We start from the raw sequence: 17743 nt of genomic DNA, 5'->3' as shown, positions 1-17743 counted from the left end.
TTGCGCTTGTATGCGGCCCCATGCTTGGGTACTATTTCGCTTCCGTCAATTTCAATGTTGGGGCAGGGGAAAGGCTTAAGTCGCAAACTGGGACTTAAGTTAGTATTTTTTCTTTGACTCTAGCGTTTTCAAACTATAATATGCGCGCCTTATGCAAACAGTAAAGATACCGGTTTCAATTGATCCATTTCGCGCCGCCTCGAGTCGCCTAGTTTATCAGGGCGTTGTTCCTGGTGTGCAACTGAAAAGATTAACTGAGTTATGTGCCGGCGACTGTTCCGATGTGGCAGTGTCGCTTGAATGTGGCGTAGATTTACAGGGGATAGTCTACCTGAAAGGGAAGGCTGTGACGGAGCTCACTCTGATATGTCAACGTTGCATGACACTATTTACCACTGAGGTTACGGTCGAGTTTTGTTTTGGTCCATGTCGGACTAAGGCAGAAATCGATGAGCTCCCGGATGCGTATGACCCAATTGAGTGCAATGAAATTGGCGAAGTGCGTCTACATCAATTGATCGAAGATGAATTGATAGTCGCTATGCCGATAATCCCAATGCATCAAGAAATTGATTGCAGTGCAGGATCTAAAGACATGGTTGTAGGCGAGATAGAACCCGCTCAAGAGGAGCGTCCAAATCCGTTTGCAGTGTTAGAAAAACTGAAGAGCAAGTAATCGAGGAGACAGGCCAATGGCTGTACAACAGAACAAAAAATCACGTTCAAAGCGCGGAATGCGCCGTTCACATGACGCACTGAGCACTGCTCAGCTGTCTGTAGACGCTACCAGCGGTGAAATCCATATGCGTCACAATGTGACTGCAGATGGCTTCTATCGCGGTAAAAAGGTAATCAACAAGTAATTTGTTGGTTTCCTAATGACGAATCTGACGCTTGCGTTAGATGCAATGGGTGGTGATCATGGCCCCCACGTCACGGTGCCTGCAGCCTTGCGGGCACTACAATTACATTCTTTTCTTAAAATCATTTTAGTCGGTGACAAGACTGAAATTGATGTCTATCTACGTCAAGCCGAAGCGAGTTTACTTTCGCGCATAGAAATCATTCATACCGATGAAGTCGTTAGTATGTCCGATAGGCCTGTGCATGCCTTGCGTACACGTAAAAACAGTTCCATGCGATTGGCTATTGAGTTAGTGCGTGACGACCGCGCACAAGCGTGTGTGAGTGCCGGTAACACAGGGGCGCTGATGGCAATGGCGAAAGTATTGCTGAAGACCTTGCCTGGTGTTGATCGACCCGCATTAGTTAGTTGTTTACCTGCGGTGACTCAAAAACCGGTTTATTTGTTGGATTTGGGCGCGAATATTTCCTGTGACTCTGAAACCTTATTTCAGTTTGCCGTGATGGGCTCAGTCCTGTGCGAAGCGGTAGATAAGAAATCTCGGCCAAAAGTCGCCTTGCTCAATGTGGGCGTTGAAGAAATTAAAGGTAATGACCAAGTTCAGCAAGCCGCGCAGTTGCTGCAACACACAGAACAAATCAATTACACAGGTTTTATCGAAGGGGATGAAATCTATTCCGGTAATGTGGATGTGATTGTTTGTGATGGGTTTGTGGGTAACATCACGCTCAAGACCTCAGAAGGTATTGCCAAGTTATTAGTACATCAGTTAAAACGGGGACTAACCCAAGGTTTATTCGTTCGTTTTCTGGCTAAACTTATCGCCCCTCGTATCCAGGCGGTCCTTAGTCAGATGAACCCCGACCACTATAACGGTGCAAGTCTGATAGGATTGCGCGGAATAGTTGTAAAAAGCCATGGAAACGCGGATGAAACTGCCTATTTACAAGCAATTAGTTTGGCAGTAACGGAAGCTCAACGTCGACTCCCTGAAATGATAAAAGATCGTTTGGAGTCGATTCTTTTAGATATAAATAACTGATCTCTCCTTATGCATACAAAAATTCTCGGAACTGGTAGTTATCTACCGGTGCAGGTGCGTAGCAATCAAGATTTGGAAAAAATGGTGGAAACCACTGACCAATGGATTGTTGAACGTACAGGTATATCAGAACGTCGCATTGCGGCTTTCGATGAAACCGTTTCAACTATGGGCTACCAAGCGGCATTAAAAGCGCTAGAAATGGCTGGCATAGAAGCATCAGATTTAGACATGATCGTTTGCGGCACCACCAGTGCTCCCAATGCTTTTCCGGCTGCGGCCTGTGAAATTCAAGCCATGCTTGGCGTGCATACCATTCCAGCTTTTGATATCGCAGCGGCGTGTTCAGGCTTTGTTTATGCTTTATCTGTTGCCGATCAATTTGTAAAAACAGGCGCGGCTAAAAAAGTATTAGTGATTGGTGCCGATGTACTGTCTCGCTTATGTGAGCCAGAAGATCGTTCAACGATTATTTTATTTGGTGATGGTGCGGGCGCGGTTGTGATAGGCGCATCCGAAACACCAGGGATCATTTCGACCCACATTTATGCCGACGGTCGCCAAGGTGACTTATTGAAATGCGCTTTCCCACCACGAAAAGGCGAAACCTCTGAAGCGGTCGGTTTTATGACCATGAAAGGTAACGATGTCTTTAAAGTGGCTGTGACTCAATTGTCCCATGTGGTGACTGAGACGTTACGCATTAACAATATCGATAAGTCAGAAATTGACTGGTTAGTGCCTCATCAAGCCAACTTCCGAATTATCAATGCTACCGCTAAAAAGCTCGATATGAGTCTTGATAAAGTCGTATTGACCTTAGCTAAACACGGTAATACTTCTGCCGCGTCAGTGCCCATTGCATTGGATGAAGCCGTACGTGATGGCCGTATTCAGCGCGGACAACTACTGCTGCTTGAGGCCTTTGGTGCTGGATTTGCGTGGGGCAGTGCGCTCATTCGTTTCTAAGTTCTACATGTGTGTTCCACATGATTTTTCAATAAATTAAGTTAGCCATAGGTAATTTGAATATGGAAAATGTTGCTTTTGTATTTCCGGGCCAAGGTTCACAAGCCCTAGGCATGTTAGCCGAGCTTGCCGAATCTCATGCTGTTGTTGGACAAACCTTTGCTGAGGCGAGTGACGTCTTAGGTTATGATCTGTGGGCATTGGTTCAGCAAGGTCCTGTTGAAAGCTTAAATGAAACCGATAAAACTCAACCAGCCCTATTAGCGGCGAGCGTGGCGATTTGGCGTACCTACGTGGCTTCAGGCAAACCTATGCCTGCTATACTAGCGGGTCACAGCTTAGGCGAGTATTCTGCTTTAGTTTGCGCCGGTGTGATGGATTTTAAAGACGCGATTAAGTTGGTGGAATTACGTGGTCAACTGATGCAGCAAGCGGTTCCAGCTGGCACGGGTGCTATGTATGCGATTATCGGTTTGGACAACGAGAGTATCGCTAATGCCTGCGCCGAAGCGGCTCAAGGTGACGTGGTGAGTCCAGTTAACTTTAACAGTCCTGGTCAAGTGGTCATTGCTGGTCAAAAAGACGCAGTTGAGCGCGCTGCAGCAGCTTGTAAAGCAGCGGGCGCTAAAATGGCGGTGGCTTTACCTGTCAGCGTGCCATCACACTGCGCATTAATGAAACCTGCGGCGGATAAACTGGCCGTGGCATTAAACGATGTACAGTTTAATACCCCAACAATTACAGTGATTAATAACGTTGATGTGGCATCACCCACCTCTGCTGATGACATTAAAGATGCGTTAGTGCGTCAGTTATATTGTCCTGTCCGCTGGAGCGAAACTGTTGAGCTAATGGCCCAAAAAGGCATTACCCAACTGGTGGAATGTGGTCCTGGTAAAGTATTGACAGGATTAGCAAAACGAATTAATAAATCACTATCAGCCCAAGCGGTTAATGATGTTGCTTCATTAGCAGCATTAACTGAGTAAGGAGTTTATATGAGTTTCAACCTGAATTTAACAGGCAAAGTGGCTTTGGTGACAGGTGCGAGCCGCGGTATTGGCCGTGCGATCGCTGAGACACTGGTCGAAGCGGGTGCAGTGGTTATTGGAACCGCAACCAGTGAGAAGGGCGCTGCGGCTATCCAAGAATATCTGGGTGACAAAGGTTTTGGTTTAGTGCTTAATGTCACAGATAGTGAATCTGTTACACATTTATTCGCCTCGATCAAAGAAAAAGCGGGTGATGTTGATATTCTAGTCAACAACGCGGGTATAACCCGTGATAATCTGCTGATGCGGATGAAAGATGATGAATGGCAGGATATTATCGACACCAACCTGACATCGTTATTTAGACTGTCAAAACCTGTGATGCGTACCATGATGAAAAAGCGCTTTGGCCGAATCATCAATATCGGTTCAGTGGTAGGCACCATGGGCAATGCAGGTCAAGTTAACTACTCGGCAGCAAAGGCGGGTTTGATTGGATTTACAAAATCTCTTGCAAGAGAGGTTGCATCTCGTCAAATTACAGTTAATGCTATCGCTCCTGGATTTATCCAGACCGATATGACAGATGAGCTGACCGAAGAGCAGCAAAAAGCTATCATGTCACAGGTTCCGATGGAACGATTAGGGCAAGCGCAAGAAATTGCCAATGCAGTGCTCTTTTTGGCCTCGGACTCAGCCGCTTACATCACAGGCGAAACTTTGCATGTGAATGGCGGCATGTACATGGTTTAAGGGCGAATGGCAGGGATTTCTGTCGCAACTGAGTAGTGATCTGTATCAATTGATAGTGAAATTTCGTGGTTAGACCACGAAAACTAAGCTTGCATTGTCAGCCAAATCTAATAAACTACTCGCAATCTTACGCAAGTGCGTAATTTGAATAGGAAAGAAAACTAATGAGCAACATCGAAGAACGTGTAAAGAAAATCATTGTAGAGCAACTGGGCGTTAAAGAAGAAGACGTTAAGCCAGCGGCATCTTTCGTTGACGATCTGGGTGCAGATTCTCTGGACACTGTTGAGTTGGTTATGGCTCTGGAAGAAGAGTTTGATACCGAGATCCCTGATGAAGAAGCTGAAAAGATCACTACTGTTCAAGCAGCGATCGACTACGTTTCTAAGAATCAGTAATTCTGAATTCTTGAAGACAGGCGGCATTTTTGCCGCCTGTTTTTGTTTTAGCCCCGTCAAATTCTGCCTCCGTGCCATTCAATCGTCTCTGGATCGTGTTTTAATTGTTATCCACGAGATGCTCGCCGCAGATTGGCGAATTTTTCTAAATAAAAGTTATTTAAGAAATTGTCTAATGATAGAAAACCCTGTGTCCTCTATCTGAATTAACAAATTAGCATTTAAAGGTGACTGCCGTGTCTAAACGTCGTGTAGTGGTAACCGGTTTGGGGTTAGTAACTCCAGTGGGCAATACTGTCGATACTACTTGGAAGGCTTTGCTTTCGGGTAAGAGTGGTATTGCACCGATAACCAAATTTGATGCCAGTGAATTTACCACTCGTTTCAGTGGTTCAGTAAAAGATTTCGATGTTGAGCAATACGTAACGAAAAAAGACGCCCGTAAGATGGACCTCTTTATTCAATACGGTATGGCGGCTGGCATCCAAGCTATCCAAGACTCAGGTCTGGACATGAGTAAAGAAAACCCTGGTCGTGTCGGTACTGCTATTGGTGCGGGTATGGGCGGTATGTGGTTGATTGAACAAGGTCACAGCGCATTGATGAATGGTGGCCCGCGTAAGGTTTCTCCTTTTTTCGTACCTAGTACCATTATCAATATGATTTCGGGCCACTTGTCGATCATGTTTGGCATGAAAGGGCCAAATTTCGCCGTGACGACCGCTTGTACTACGGGCGTGCATAATATCGGTTTCGCGGCGCGTACCATTGCCTATGGTGATGCAGACGTGATGGTTGCCGGCGGTGCTGAGGATGTCACTTCTCCTTTAGGCGTGGCAGGTTTTGGTGCAGCGAAAGCATTATCGACACGCAATGACGATCCGACTGCGGCGAGCCGTCCATGGGATAAAGACCGTGATGGTTTTGTGATCGGTGATGGCGCTGGTGTGATGGTGATGGAAGAGTACGAACACGCAAAAGCACGCGGTGCGACCATTTACGGCGAGTTAGTCGGTTTTGGTATGAGCGGTGATGCGTTCCATATGACATCGCCTCCAAGTGACGGAGCAGGCGCTGCGGCGGCTATGGTCAATGCTATTAATGACGCTAAGTTATCACTGGAGCAAATTGGTTATATCAATGCCCACGGTACGTCGACGCCAGCAGGTGATAAAGCGGAAGCGGCAGCGGTTAAGTCAGTATTTGGCGACCACGCTTATAAAATACTGGTTAGCTCGACTAAATCGATGACGGGTCACCTATTAGGTGCTGCGGGTGCGGTTGAAGCGATTTTCACTTTGCTAGCACTGCGCGACCAAGCCGTACCGCCAACCATCAACTTGGATAATCCAGATGAAGGTTGTGACTTAGATTTTGTTGCCCATACAGCCCGTGACGTGAAGATGGATTACGCTCTGTGTAACTCCTTCGGTTTTGGTGGGACTAACGGTTCATTACTGTTCAAGAAAGTGTAAAACACGCATTTATGGTGTAAAACACAGTGAAAAAATGCGCCTGAGGGCGCATTTTTTATGGGTCAAATTCATTGCTCATGTGAGTTGAACTCCGTTATCTTATGGCTTTATTGTGATGGATGTCACTTTTTAACTGTATGATATCCATAGTGTTAACATTTGTTCATCAAGCTTGTTTAATTCTAGTGACCACAGATAATGACAGACATATTCAATCTTAATGGAGTGTGTCATGTTAAATCCCGCGGTGATCCCGCTTGTTCCCCTCATTGGCGCATTAACTGCCAATCTGACCGAATTGATCCGCGGTGAGTTTAAAGTGTGGCATCCAAACATGGACATTGGGATCAAGACTTTTACCTTAGCAATCGCTGCTTACGTGGTGGTTTGGTTTGCCTTATTGGTGACGGCGATTAACGTCGGTGGCGATAGCAATATGTCTTCGGGCCTCGAAGTGCTGGGTTTCTTTATGTTTGGCTTAGGCGTTTACACTTTTGCTAAGGGTACACGTTTCGTCAGTAGTGAATTTCAACTATGGATTTATCGTTTAGCGTTGCCGAGTTTATTGCTTTGCTGCGTGCTTATTAGCCACTTTGGTTAAATCGAATTTTTTGACGAGGTCAATCGTAATTATTTTTACGCTAATGGGGCTTTCTATCGTAAACTCAGCCTATTGCACGAAACATTGAGCCACAGTGGCTGAATAAGTTGAGGTTATATGGCTGGTATAGATAGACAAAGTACCCTGAGATTTTTGTCAGAGCCTGCGGATGTGAATTTTGGTGGTAAAGTTCACGGCGGTGCTGTGATGAAGTGGATCGATCTCGCGGCCTATGCCTGTGCAGCGGGCTGGAGCGGTAAATATTGTATTACTGCTTATGCGGGCGGTATTCGTTTTGTGCAACCCATTTTGGTCGGCAATATCGTTGAAGTCAGCGCAAAAGTGATTTATACGGGTAAAACCTCTATGCATATCGGTATCGATGTGCGAGCGGGCGATCCTAAAGTTTCTGAGCGTCATCTCACCACCCATTGTATTGTGATCATGGTCGCAGTTGATGAAGATGGCCTACCTACGCCAGTGCCTGAGTGGATACCACAGACGGAACATGATATTCATTTGCGGGATTCTGCACTGCGCTTGATGGAAATGCGTAAAAAGATTGGCGCCGAAATGGAAGCCCATGTGGTGAAATAGCCCCATAAATTAAATCAACAAAGGCGCTTAAGGCGCCTTTGTTGTTTTTAGCGAAAAGTGCATTTATCACTCGCTCCGATTTCATTCTGACGTTACCGTTGATGAATGTTAAACTGCGGCCACTATTTTGAATCGATTCATTTTGTTTATCTATTTAAGGATCAGCTCATGGCAAAAGTCGCATTTATTGGTTTAGGCGTAATGGGATATCCCATGGCGAGGCATTTACTGAACAAAGGCCATGAGGTCACTGTTTATAATCGTACTTTTGCCAAGGCGCAAACTTGGGTCGACACCTATGGTGGCCGCTGCTGTCCAACACCAAAGGAAGCGGCAGAGGGTCAAGATATAGTGTTTACTTGCGTGGGCAATGACAACGACCTGCGTGAAGTGGTATTAGGCAGTGATGGCGTTATTCATGGGATGGAAAAGGGCACTGTGCTGGTTGACCATACTACGGCTTCGGCCGATGTCGCTCGTGAGCTTCATCAAGTGTTAGCGGAAAAGGGCATTGATTTCCTCGATGCGCCCGTGTCTGGCGGTCAAGCGGGCGCCGAAAATGGCGCCTTGACTGTGATGGTCGGCGGCGATGAAGCGGTATTTGAGCGTGTTAAACCCGTTATTGAAGCCTTTGCCCGCTGCGCCGAACGTTTAGGTGAGGTTGGTGCAGGTCAGTTAACTAAGATGGTGAACCAAATTTGTATCGCGGGTGTGGTGCAAGGTTTGGCGGAAGCGCTGCAATTTGCCCGTAAAGCGGGACTCGATGGCGAGAAAGTCATTGAAGTGATCAGCAAAGGCGCGGCGCAAAGCTGGCAAATGGAAAATCGCTACAAGACGATGTGGGGCCAAAGCTATGATTTTGGTTTTGCCGTCGATTGGATGCGTAAAGATTTAGGCATCGCCTTAGAAGAAGCCCGCCGCAATGGTTCACACTTGCCATTGACCGCTTTGGTGGATCAATTCTATTCAGAAGTTCAGGGCATGGGCGGTAACCGTTGGGATACGTCTAGCTTGCTGGCGCGCTTAGAGAAATCGGCGAAATAAGTTTTACCTTAAGTTTCATCGTTATAAAAACTCTGGTTTCGGAGTGATAAAACTTAGGTTTCGGAGTGATAAACACTCTGGTTTCGCAGTGATAGGTTTTGCAATGATAAAAATGCCCAGTCTCGATTGCGTTGGCAAATAGAACTGGGCATTTTTGTGTGTATCGTTTTTTGACTAGGACATTAAGAGCTAGGATATTTAATCGTTAGTCTTTCCAGCGAATATGGGTCACTAAACTGTGAGTTTCACCTGGCGCGAGCACGACTTTATCTTCTAATACATTGGCCGCTTCTAGGCAGACCATGGTCAGATAATCCTCTGGATTAAATCTGCCAAGGCGTTGTGACTTTTCAATCCATGGGTTCCATAATACGGCGGATTGGCTGTTTTCACGGCTGACTTCGATTGTCCCCTGCGGCGTATGCAATAACTGCACTGGGCCGAGATCGGTATAGACACGATCTGTCTCGCGATCAAACAGCACTTCATCCGTGGTTTGCGGATAAGGCCCTTGTGTAAATTCGATGTATTTTGACCCACTAAAACCGCTGGCTTTGAGTTGGTGGATATCCTCAATCGGGAAATAGCTGTGCAGCGCTTGGGTAAGCGTGACGGTTTCATCGCCTAAGTTGGTATTCACAAGGCTAATGCTCAGGGTGTCGCCTAGGGTAAATAACACGCAGACCTCAGTGTTATGCGGCCAATAGATTTTATCTTGCTCACTGACTTTTAAGCTAAAACGTAAATCCACTAACTGATTACGCATTTCTACCGATTCCAGCGCCCAAATTCGGGTACGGGCGAAACCGTGTTGGGGAAAGTTCGCTTCACTACTCATGCCAAACCAAGGCCAGCATACGGGTACACCGCCACGGATCCCATTACCGGGTTGATAATCGTCAGCCGATGAAACCCACAGCAAAGGTGGTTTGCCTACGGGTTGAAAATAGTCTATTTGCGCGCCCTGCAAAAAAATTCTTGCCTGACATAACGCCGTATTCACTTCGACATAATCGAGCCCGTTGGCGTGCTTTTTAGTAGTGACAGAACCCATAGTAACAATATCCTTAACTCTGCTGACATATCAGAAAAACAGGCAGTTAGCTTACAAAGTTTTCCGCGATAACATAAGGCTTTGTTGCGATCAATTTACGGTTTCGCTGTTCGTTTGTGTAAACAAAAGTCTGTGGCGGATACTGAGGTGCTTTCTTTTTCGGCAGATTTAGCTAAAGTGGTCAGAGCACCAAAGTGGTCAGATCACTTAGTTGAGTTGCAGTCTAACAAGAAAAGGGAAGCGATTATGCCAGTTTATCAAGCGCCGCTGCGCGACTATCAATTTATCCTCGATGAAATGTTACATATTTATCAGCAAGATGCACTCAAGGGGTTCGATGAAATCGATCCAGATCTTGTCGATGCGATCCTGCAAGGTATGGCCGACTTTAGTACTGAAGTTATGTTACCGCTCAATAGTGTCGGCGATCTGCAAGGCTGTAAGTTGGTCGATGGTAAGGTGATTACACCGGAAGGATTTGATAATGCCTATCGGCAGTTTGTTGATAATGGCTGGCCGACGCTGACCTGCGATCCTGAATATGGCGGCCAAGGCTTACCCGAAGTGGTGGGGATTTTTGCCACTGAGATACAAACGGCAACTAACATGGCCTTTGCCATGTATCCCGGTTTGACCCATGGCGCTTATGCCGCCATCCATACCCACGGCAGTGATGCGCTCAAGCAAAAATATTTAAGTAAACTGGTCAGCGGTGAATGGACTGGGACCATGAACTTGACCGAGTCCCACGCCGGTACGGACTTAGCCTTATTACGCACTAAAGCCGTGCCAGTATCCGAAGGTGTTTTTGCTATCAGCGGTGAGAAAATTTTTATCTCCTCAGGCGATCACCAACTCACCGACAACATAGTGCACCTCGTATTAGCCCGTTTGCCCGATGCACCTGAAGGCGTGAAGGGCATATCTTTGTTCGCCGTGCCTAAAGTATTAGTGAATAACGATGGTAGTTTAGGCGCACCGAACACTTTATATGCCAGTGGCCTTGAACATAAGATGGGCATTCACGGTAACTCAACTTGTGTGATGGTATTTGAAGCTGCGCTGGGTGAGCTTGTCGGCGAGCCGCACCAAGGACTGCGCGCCATGTTTACTATGATGAACCAAGCGCGTTTAGGCGTTGGCGTGCAAGGTCTGGGTGTCTCTGAGATTGCCTATCAAAATGCGCTAGCCTATGCCAAAGACAGATTACAGAGCCGCGCCTTAAGTGGCGCCAAAGCCCCAGAAAAAGCCGCCGATCCGATTTTGGTTCACGGCGATGTGCGCCGCATGTTGCTGTCGCAAAAAGCCTTCAATGAAGGCGCAAGAGCCTTAGTTGGACAACAAGCTTTGTGGCTCGATGAAGCTGAGCGTCATAGCGATCCCGCCAAAGCCAAAGTTGCCTCCCAATTAGCGGCACTGTTCACGCCAGTGGTGAAAGGTTTTATCACTAACCGTGGTTTTAATGCCTGTGTCGATGCACAGCAAGTGTTTGGCGGGCATGGTTATATTCATGAGTGGGGTATGGAGCAATTTGTGCGTGATAGCCGTATTGCACTGATTTATGAAGGCACTAACGGTATTCAGGCATTGGATTTAGTGGGACGTAAGCTGCTTAGCGACCGCGGCGCGGCGATGCAGCAATGGTCGGCGTTAGTGACAGAGTTTATTAAGTCACATAGCACGAATGCGGCGATGCAACCTTACGTGAGTGGTTTAATGGATTGTGCGGGTGATTTGCAAAAGGCTAGTGGTTATTTAGCTGCACAAGCTGCGACCAATCCTGACATTATCGGCGCAGCCTCTATGGCTTATCTGGAGTTATTTGGGGTGACTGCGCTGGCATGGATGTGGGCCAGAAGTGCCGCGGTGGCATTAGCGGCGTTGGAGCAGGGCACCGAAGAAACCGCATTTTACCAAGCTAAATTGAAAACTGCCGATTTCTACATGGCTTACTGGGCGGTGCAAGGTCGCAGTCTGCGTAAGCAAATTGAGCAGGCGAGTGAAATGCTCACGCAATTGGATGAAGCTATCTTTTAAGCATTCACCTTATAGGCTGAGTTAAGCCCTTGCTTAAAAACAGCTCAACAATAGCCAAAAACCAGCGCACTGTCGCTGGTTTTTATTTTTATATCGTTTAAATCTTTAACTTTATGTTTTTATTAGGTTACACACAAATACATCAGCTTGATGCTGTGCGTCTCTTTCTTATTCCACATTAAAACTTTCATCGAAGGTCTGTGTTATTGACGTTCTTTTGTTTGAGTCATAACCAAACATAACAAGGACTATGTGGGTTGATGTCGATGATTTATTAAGCGCGTTTCACAATTGTGTAAATTCAAATGATAATTATTGTCATTCGTAAATCATTATTTATAATGACGGCCAATTCGTTTGAATACATTTGTAAACCCTTTGGTTTATACCATTTTTATGCGCTCGCGCTGGGGACATTCTGTGAAGACTCGTTTCGCCTACTCATTAATCGCACTTGCACTCGCTCAACATCAGTCGGCATTCGCCGCTGAAACCGTACTCGATAAAGAGGCTCCACAGCAGACCTTGTCTACAAGCTCACCCGTTGCAAGTCCTGCATCGACTGAGCCTGCAGCCTATGAGCAAGTTAAATTGGCTGCACCTGAGCGAATTGCCGTTCATGGCCGCGCGATGCAAATGTACGTCGATAAAGAAACAACGGTTGGCACTAAGACGGCGATTAATGTGATGGAATTGCCGCAGTCGGTGCAAGTGCTGACCGAGCAGTTAATCGTTGACCAAGCAGCGCGCAATATTACCGATTTATACCGCTCAATCGCTGGCGTAAGTGAGTTCAGTTATTCTGGCGTGACCTTTCGCGGTTTCCGTGACGATGCCAACGTCTTTTATGATGGGGTAAGGGGCGATCCCTATTCGGGATTTTCTGTGCCGCAACTGTTTAATGTGCAGCGGGTTGAAGTGTTAAAAGGTCCTGCATCCGCACTTTATGGCGGCGGTGAACCCGGCGGCATGATCAACTATGTCACTAAAAAACCAACCTTTGTCGAGAGTAAAGAGCTGACCTTAAGTACGGGCAGCGAGGATATGATGGGCGGCTCGCTGGATTTCACCGGTGGCTTAACCCAAAATCTTGCCTATCGCTTTGGCGCCTATTATCAGCAGGAAGATAGCTTTCGAAATAATGCCGATAGCCAAAATGCCGAAGTGGCGGGTGGGTTACTCTACGAAATCAGTGATGATACTAAGCTCACTACCACTTTCGATATTATTAAGCAGGATTTAGGTGGCAATCGACTGCGCGGCGTTCCTGTCGATAATGACGGTAACTTCCTGGTTGCGCCATCCTATAATGCCAATGAGAAGAGTGACTTCCAGAAGATGGATGCACTGGTGCTGCAATCGATTCTCGATCATCAATTTACCGATAATTTCTCTGTCAAGACTCAGATCCGTTATCTGAATAATGATTCCACGCAGCAATATCATGAATCGAGAGGTTGGGCGACCTTAGATGCCAATAAAAAGCCCATTATGGGTGATGGCACTATTAAGCGTGAATACCGAGTTCAAGCACGGGCTAATGATGAAATCAGTTTAACCAATGATTTTGTCTATGCATTCGATGTTTTAGGTTTTGAACATGAATTCCTGTTCGGCGGCGACTATCACTATGTCGAAACCGAATATCAGTACAAATTGGCGACTGATAAGGATGGTGTTGGTAACCTGAATATTTTTGACCTTAACTATGGTGAAACCAACCCTAATAGTTACAACTTGAAGGATAAAAATACCGATGGTACCCGCGCTAACCGTTACGGCATTTATGTACAGGAACATCTGCACTTTAATGAACAGTGGTCATTAATTGCTGGTCTGCGTTTTAGCCAGTTTGATGATTATGATAAAAATACTGGTTTCTCCTTCAGCGATAACGCGATAACGCCAAGAGCAGGGCTTAATTATCGCCCAATTGATTCAATGTCCTTTTATTTGAATTACTCAGAGAGCTTTAATCCAGCATCTTTAACCAATCAAGCGGAAGATATTGGTGATGGTTTCCTCGATCCAGAAACGGGCAATCAAATTGAACTTGGGATGAAAAATGAATGGCTTGATGGCCAGTTTATGACCACGCTTGCTGTGTATCGCATTGAAAAACAAAATGTCGCCCAAGCTAACCCTTTAGATACTGGCGATGACGATGGTATTCCCGCTTTACTTAATTTGGGTGAAGTACACAGTCAAGGCCTTGAATGGACGCTGGTGGGGGATTTAACCGATAACCTGACCGTCACGGCAAACTATGCCTATAACGAGACCGAAGTGGTTAAAGGGGTAACAAACGATAGTTTAACCAATACTTTTGATAGTAAGCACTTTGCCAATGCGCCGCGCCATCAAGCAGGGATATGGACCCGTTACGATATCAATGCACTCGATTCGGCGATTGCTTTTGGTATGGACTATGTGGGCGAGCAGTTCAGCCTCGATGGCCAAACGGTGAAGCCCCATACGATTTTTGACATGAGCTGGACGACCCAGTGGGATCAAACTCAAGTTCGCTTAAATCTTAAAAATATCTTCGATAAAGAATATGCCGTCAGTGGTTTTAGCGAGCGTAATGGCCATTTCCCCGGTGAGCCGCGTAATATCACGCTTGAACTGAGTCATAAGTTTTAATGTATTGATGTAAAAATAGCTTGTTCGTTAAGGATTATGAGCAAGCTGGAGCGAATGGGTTAATCTTGCGCGAATAACCGCCGTAGCTCTCTGTCTGTATTCGTGCATTTAGCATGGATTAACCTTGTGTGACTTATCATCTTAATAGTGTTTACCTATTAAGATGATAGTTTCTATCCGTTATCCTTTCTGATTCAGCTTGTTTAGACTCGCCTTATATGAATTATTCGATAAGGTTTTCCTATGCACGCCGTCAGCCACTTAGCCTCCAAAGACCCTCAATCTAACGCTAGCCCACAGGTGGCCCTGATTGCAGAAGGGGGTGGTCAGCGCGGTATATTCACCGCAGGCGTGCTCGATGCTTGGCTTGATGGCGGATTCGATCCCTTTGATTTGTTTATCGGTACCTCAGCAGGTTCACAGAATCTCAGCAGTTTTTTGGCCCGCCAAAAGGGTTATGCCAAACGCTTAATCCGCGGTTTATCGCGCCATAAACGCTTCTATCGACTCGGTCGCGGGTTAGTCGGCGGCAATGTAGTCGATTTAGATTGGTATTTTGAGCAGACGCGACAAGGGATGTTTAAATTAGATCTTAACGCGGCGACAGCTTCACTCGGTCATCGGCAGTTACTGATCACAACTACGAATGCCAGTGATCGCAAAGGTTACTTTTTTAGTCCAAGCAGTAAAAGCCAGTGGCGCGAATTGCTAAAAGCTTCTAGCGCATTACCATTTTTATATAAACAAGGGGTGAAACTCACGCCTTGGCTAAATGACAAGGCCTGTAATAGTGACAAGGCCTGTAATAACGGCGCGGCTAATCATAGCGCCTCTGGTCACGGCACAGCATTAAGCGAAGGTATTGGCAGTGATTTTTATCTCGACGGCGGTTTAGCTGCGCCTTTACCTGTGCGTGAGGCCTATCGTCGTGGTGCCCGCAAAATTGTGGTGATCCGTACTGTGAGCGAGGATTTTCAGGCGCAATCGGCTTGGGTTCACAAATTAAAATCTTGGATTTGTGTTTCTGGCTTTTGCCCGAAAACCATAGATTACTTAGTGCAGCACGAACAAGCCTATCAGGATGAATTGGACTTTATCGCTAATCCACCAGAGGATGTGGAGATAGTGCAGATTTTTGCTGCTGAAAATTTGCAAAGTAAATTGCTGGGCAGTACCGATGCGGATTTACGCCATGATTATCATGCGGGGCTGAGTGCTGGAAAGCAGTTTTTAAGCTTAGATCCGATGGCCTTGACGCAGAGTAATGCTTATTTTCAAACTCAAGTGCAAACCAACGCTCACACTCAAACCCACATTCAAGCCCACTCTCAAATCAAGCCATTCAGTGCGCTGTCGGCCTAGTTTGGTATTTTAGCTAAGTCACCATTTTGTACGTGAGTAAGCAATAAAAGTAAAAAGCATTAAAATACAAGCGCCACCCTAGGGTGGCGCTTGTGGTTTGCAGTTTTAACCAGTTCATCAATCTAATTAATTAACTTAGCTCATCAATCTAGCTCATCAACCTAGTCCTTCAAGGTTAGGCTATTAATAACTTGAGGTGTGGACAGAGCGTACTGCTCGGCCCGATGGGTCGATAATGCCGCGTAAGCTTTCGTCCCAAGCCAATGCTTCTGGCGTTGAACAGGCGACGGATTTACCACCTGGAACCGTTTCTGCAGCGCCGCTCAGTGGATAATGTTCCTCAAAGAAGCAGCGATAGAAATAGGCTTCTTTGGTTTCTGGCGTGTTGTATGGGAAACGGAATTTCGCGTTTGCCAATTGTAAATCATCCACCCGCGCTGCAGCTTGTTCTTTCAAACCGTCAATCCAAGAGTATCCCACGCCGTCACTGAATTGTTCCTTCTGACGCCATGCCACTTCTTTTGGTAATTTGTGCTCAAAGGCTTTACGCAGAATGTGTTTCTCAATACGGCCATCCTTAGACATTTTCGCTTCAGGGTTGATGCGCATCGCCACATCCATAAACTCTTTATCGAGGAAGGGCACGCGAGCTTCTAATCCCCAAGCGGCCATGGCTTTGTTGGCTCGCAGACAATCGAACAGATGCAGCTTATCGAGTTTGCGGACTAACTCCTCGTGGAATGCCTGTGCGTTTGGCGCTTTATGGAAGTATAAATAGCCGCCAAATAGCTCGTCAGCACCTTCACCCGATAACACCATCTTAATGCCCATCGCTTTGATTTTACGTGCCATTAAATACATTGGCGTGGCAGCACGTATGGTGGTGACATCGTAGGTTTCTAAGTGATAGATCACTTCTTTAATCGCATCTAAGCCTTCTTGGAAGGTGAAATGGATCTCATGGTGAATTGTACCAATCGCTTCGGCGACCTTTTTGGCGGCGATTAAATCTGGCGCACCTTCAAGGCCGACGGCAAAGGAATGCAACTGTGGCCACCAAGCGTTGGTTTCGCCATCGTCTTCAATGCGGCGTTTAGCAAAGGTTTGCGTCACGGCAGAAATGATCGATGAATCTAAGCCACCTGATAGCAACACACCATAGGGCACGTCTGACATTAATTGGCGCTTGACCGCCGCTTCTAATGCGTCACGCAATTCTTCTTGGCTGGCTGGGTTATCTTTAACCGCATCATAGCTTTGCCAATCGCGAGTGTAGTATTTCACCGCGGCGGCATCGCTTGAGTACAAATATTGGCCCGGTAAGAATTCTTCTACCGTTTTACACACTGGCATCAGCGCTTTCATCTCGGAGGCAACATAGAAGTTACCCGCAGCGTCACGGCCTGTATATAGCGGGATGATACCCATGTGATCGCGGCCGATAAGGTATCTGTCTTGGGCTTTGTCATATAACACAAAGGCGAAGATACCGTTTAATTTATCAAGAAATTCAGTGCCGTATTCTTGATACAGCGCCAAGATTACTTCGCAGTCAGAGTTGGTTTGATAGCTGTACTTATCGCCTAGCTGGGCTTTCAATTCTTTGTGGTTATAGATTTCGCCGTTGACCGCGAGGATCAAACTGCCATCTTCGGTCAGCAGTGGCTGAGCACCATGTTCAATGTCAACAATCGCTAAACGTTCGTGGGCAAGAATTGCCTTATCACTGGCATAAATACCTGACCAGTCAGGGCCACGGTGGCGCATGAGCTTAGACATTTCTAGCGCGACTTGGCGCAGTTCTTTGGCATCAGATTGGATATCTAAAATCGAAAAGATTGAACACATAGTACAACTCCCACACTGTCTGTCATTTGAGGATGTCTCAATTGAGGTTTAATGTGCCAGCAA

General features: G+C 46.4%; 16 protein-coding genes. 14 read left to right on the top strand and 2 right to left on the bottom strand.

Annotated elements, in window-relative coordinates:
- Positions 1 to 151: 151 nt before the first annotated feature.
- The 11 genes from yceD to KO531_RS19735 all read left to right on the top strand — a co-directional run bounded on the left by yceD (position 152) and on the right by KO531_RS19735 (position 8736).
- Positions 152 to 676, top strand: a complete 525-nt coding sequence (yceD, locus tag KO531_RS19785; protein WP_028760371.1) for a 23S rRNA accumulation protein YceD — start codon at positions 152 to 154, stop codon at positions 674 to 676.
- A gap of 16 nt (positions 677 to 692) precedes the next feature.
- Entirely contained in the window at positions 693 to 863 is a 171-nt protein-coding gene (rpmF, locus tag KO531_RS19780) for a 50S ribosomal protein L32 (protein ID WP_006081226.1), read from the top strand.
- 15 nt (positions 864 to 878) lie between these two features.
- The gene (gene plsX, locus KO531_RS19775; RefSeq protein WP_028760370.1) at positions 879 to 1907 is read left to right on the top strand and encodes a phosphate acyltransferase PlsX; all 1029 of its coding nucleotides are present in this window, start codon (positions 879 to 881) and stop codon (positions 1905 to 1907) included.
- A 9-nt stretch (positions 1908 to 1916) separates the two neighbouring features.
- Positions 1917 to 2876, top strand: coding sequence for a beta-ketoacyl-ACP synthase III (locus KO531_RS19770; RefSeq protein ID WP_028760369.1), 960 nt, complete (start codon positions 1917 to 1919; stop codon positions 2874 to 2876).
- Positions 2877 to 2938: 62 nt separating this feature from the next.
- A complete protein-coding gene (gene fabD / locus KO531_RS19765; RefSeq protein WP_028760368.1) occupies positions 2939 to 3865 on the top strand; it encodes an ACP S-malonyltransferase in 927 nt (308 codons plus the stop codon).
- Between the two features lie 9 nt (positions 3866 to 3874).
- On the top strand, positions 3875 to 4621 hold the full coding sequence (gene fabG, locus KO531_RS19760) for a 3-oxoacyl-ACP reductase FabG (protein ID WP_006081230.1): 747 nt from the start codon (positions 3875 to 3877) through the stop codon (positions 4619 to 4621).
- Between the two features lie 164 nt (positions 4622 to 4785).
- Positions 4786 to 5019: an acyl carrier protein gene (gene acpP, locus KO531_RS19755; RefSeq protein WP_006081231.1), complete on the top strand. Its 234-nt coding sequence runs from the start codon at positions 4786 to 4788 to the stop codon at positions 5017 to 5019.
- Positions 5020 to 5255: 236 nt separating this feature from the next.
- On the top strand, positions 5256 to 6494 hold the full coding sequence (fabF, locus tag KO531_RS19750) for a beta-ketoacyl-ACP synthase II (protein ID WP_219252058.1): 1239 nt from the start codon (positions 5256 to 5258) through the stop codon (positions 6492 to 6494).
- A gap of 232 nt (positions 6495 to 6726) precedes the next feature.
- Positions 6727 to 7095, top strand: coding sequence for a hypothetical protein (locus KO531_RS19745; RefSeq protein WP_028760367.1), 369 nt, complete (start codon positions 6727 to 6729; stop codon positions 7093 to 7095).
- Positions 7096 to 7212: 117 nt separating this feature from the next.
- Positions 7213 to 7692 carry an acyl-CoA thioesterase gene (locus tag KO531_RS19740; RefSeq protein WP_105252855.1) on the top strand — a complete coding sequence of 160 codons (480 nt, stop codon included), beginning with the start codon at positions 7213 to 7215 and terminating at the stop codon, positions 7690 to 7692.
- A 168-nt stretch (positions 7693 to 7860) separates the two neighbouring features.
- Positions 7861 to 8736: an NAD(P)-dependent oxidoreductase gene (locus KO531_RS19735; RefSeq protein ID WP_219252057.1), complete on the top strand. Its 876-nt coding sequence runs from the start codon at positions 7861 to 7863 to the stop codon at positions 8734 to 8736.
- Between the two features lie 205 nt (positions 8737 to 8941).
- On the opposite strand, the gene KO531_RS19730 is transcribed toward KO531_RS19735, so the two are convergent.
- Positions 8942 to 9790 (bottom strand): D-hexose-6-phosphate mutarotase, encoded by an 849-nt coding sequence (locus KO531_RS19730; RefSeq protein ID WP_219252056.1) that lies wholly within the window; start codon positions 9788 to 9790, stop codon positions 8942 to 8944.
- 246 nt (positions 9791 to 10036) lie between these two features.
- Here KO531_RS19730 and KO531_RS19725 point away from each other — a divergent pair, with 246 nt between their 5' ends.
- The 3 genes from KO531_RS19725 to KO531_RS19715 all read left to right on the top strand — a co-directional run bounded on the left by KO531_RS19725 (position 10037) and on the right by KO531_RS19715 (position 15832).
- Positions 10037 to 11827: an acyl-CoA dehydrogenase C-terminal domain-containing protein gene (locus tag KO531_RS19725; RefSeq protein WP_219252055.1), complete on the top strand. Its 1791-nt coding sequence runs from the start codon at positions 10037 to 10039 to the stop codon at positions 11825 to 11827.
- 396 nt (positions 11828 to 12223) lie between these two features.
- Positions 12224 to 14470: a TonB-dependent receptor gene (locus KO531_RS19720; protein WP_219252084.1), complete on the top strand. Its 2247-nt coding sequence runs from the start codon at positions 12224 to 12226 to the stop codon at positions 14468 to 14470.
- A gap of 243 nt (positions 14471 to 14713) precedes the next feature.
- Positions 14714 to 15832, top strand: coding sequence for a patatin family protein (locus tag KO531_RS19715; protein WP_219252054.1), 1119 nt, complete (start codon positions 14714 to 14716; stop codon positions 15830 to 15832).
- Positions 15833 to 16015: 183 nt separating this feature from the next.
- On the opposite strand, the gene asnB is transcribed toward KO531_RS19715, so the two are convergent.
- Positions 16016 to 17680 carry an asparagine synthase B gene (gene asnB / locus KO531_RS19710; RefSeq protein ID WP_105252850.1) on the bottom strand — a complete coding sequence of 555 codons (1665 nt, stop codon included), beginning with the start codon at positions 17678 to 17680 and terminating at the stop codon, positions 16016 to 16018.
- Between the last annotated feature and the right edge of the window lie 63 nt (positions 17681 to 17743).

The organism is Shewanella sp. NKUCC06_TVS, assembly GCF_019345515.1.
GTDB classification, from domain to species: domain Bacteria; phylum Pseudomonadota; class Gammaproteobacteria; order Enterobacterales; family Shewanellaceae; genus Shewanella; species Shewanella oncorhynchi.
Note: the sequence above shows the minus strand (reverse complement) of the source record. Positions and strands in the feature narration are given on the sequence as shown.

What these genes read in the sequence shown, in the direction of transcription:
- yceD (WP_028760371.1), top strand. Translation starts at nt 152, where the DNA reads ATGCAAACAGTAAAGATACCGGTTTCAATTGATCCATTTCGCGCCGCC.
- plsX (WP_028760370.1), top strand. Translation starts at nt 879, where the DNA reads ATGACGAATCTGACGCTTGCGTTAGATGCAATGGGTGGTGATCATGGC.
- fabG (WP_006081230.1), top strand. Translation starts at nt 3,875, where the DNA reads ATGAGTTTCAACCTGAATTTAACAGGCAAAGTGGCTTTGGTGACAGGT.
- fabD (WP_028760368.1), top strand. Translation starts at nt 2,939, where the DNA reads ATGGAAAATGTTGCTTTTGTATTTCCGGGCCAAGGTTCACAAGCCCTA.
- KO531_RS19740 (WP_105252855.1), top strand. Translation starts at nt 7,213, where the DNA reads ATGGCTGGTATAGATAGACAAAGTACCCTGAGATTTTTGTCAGAGCCT.
- KO531_RS19715 (WP_219252054.1), top strand. Translation starts at nt 14,714, where the DNA reads ATGCACGCCGTCAGCCACTTAGCCTCCAAAGACCCTCAATCTAACGCT.
- KO531_RS19735 (WP_219252057.1), top strand. Translation starts at nt 7,861, where the DNA reads ATGGCAAAAGTCGCATTTATTGGTTTAGGCGTAATGGGATATCCCATG.
- KO531_RS19730 (WP_219252056.1), bottom strand. Translation starts at nt 9,790, where the DNA reads ATGGGTTCTGTCACTACTAAAAAGCACGCCAACGGGCTCGATTATGTC.
- KO531_RS19725 (WP_219252055.1), top strand. Translation starts at nt 10,037, where the DNA reads ATGCCAGTTTATCAAGCGCCGCTGCGCGACTATCAATTTATCCTCGAT.
- KO531_RS19720 (WP_219252084.1), top strand. Translation starts at nt 12,224, where the DNA reads ATGCGCTCGCGCTGGGGACATTCTGTGAAGACTCGTTTCGCCTACTCA.
- KO531_RS19770 (WP_028760369.1), top strand. Translation starts at nt 1,917, where the DNA reads ATGCATACAAAAATTCTCGGAACTGGTAGTTATCTACCGGTGCAGGTG.
- KO531_RS19745 (WP_028760367.1), top strand. Translation starts at nt 6,727, where the DNA reads ATGTTAAATCCCGCGGTGATCCCGCTTGTTCCCCTCATTGGCGCATTA.
- rpmF (WP_006081226.1), top strand. Translation starts at nt 693, where the DNA reads ATGGCTGTACAACAGAACAAAAAATCACGTTCAAAGCGCGGAATGCGC.
- asnB (WP_105252850.1), bottom strand. Translation starts at nt 17,680, where the DNA reads ATGTGTTCAATCTTTTCGATTTTAGATATCCAATCTGATGCCAAAGAA.
- acpP (WP_006081231.1), top strand. Translation starts at nt 4,786, where the DNA reads ATGAGCAACATCGAAGAACGTGTAAAGAAAATCATTGTAGAGCAACTG.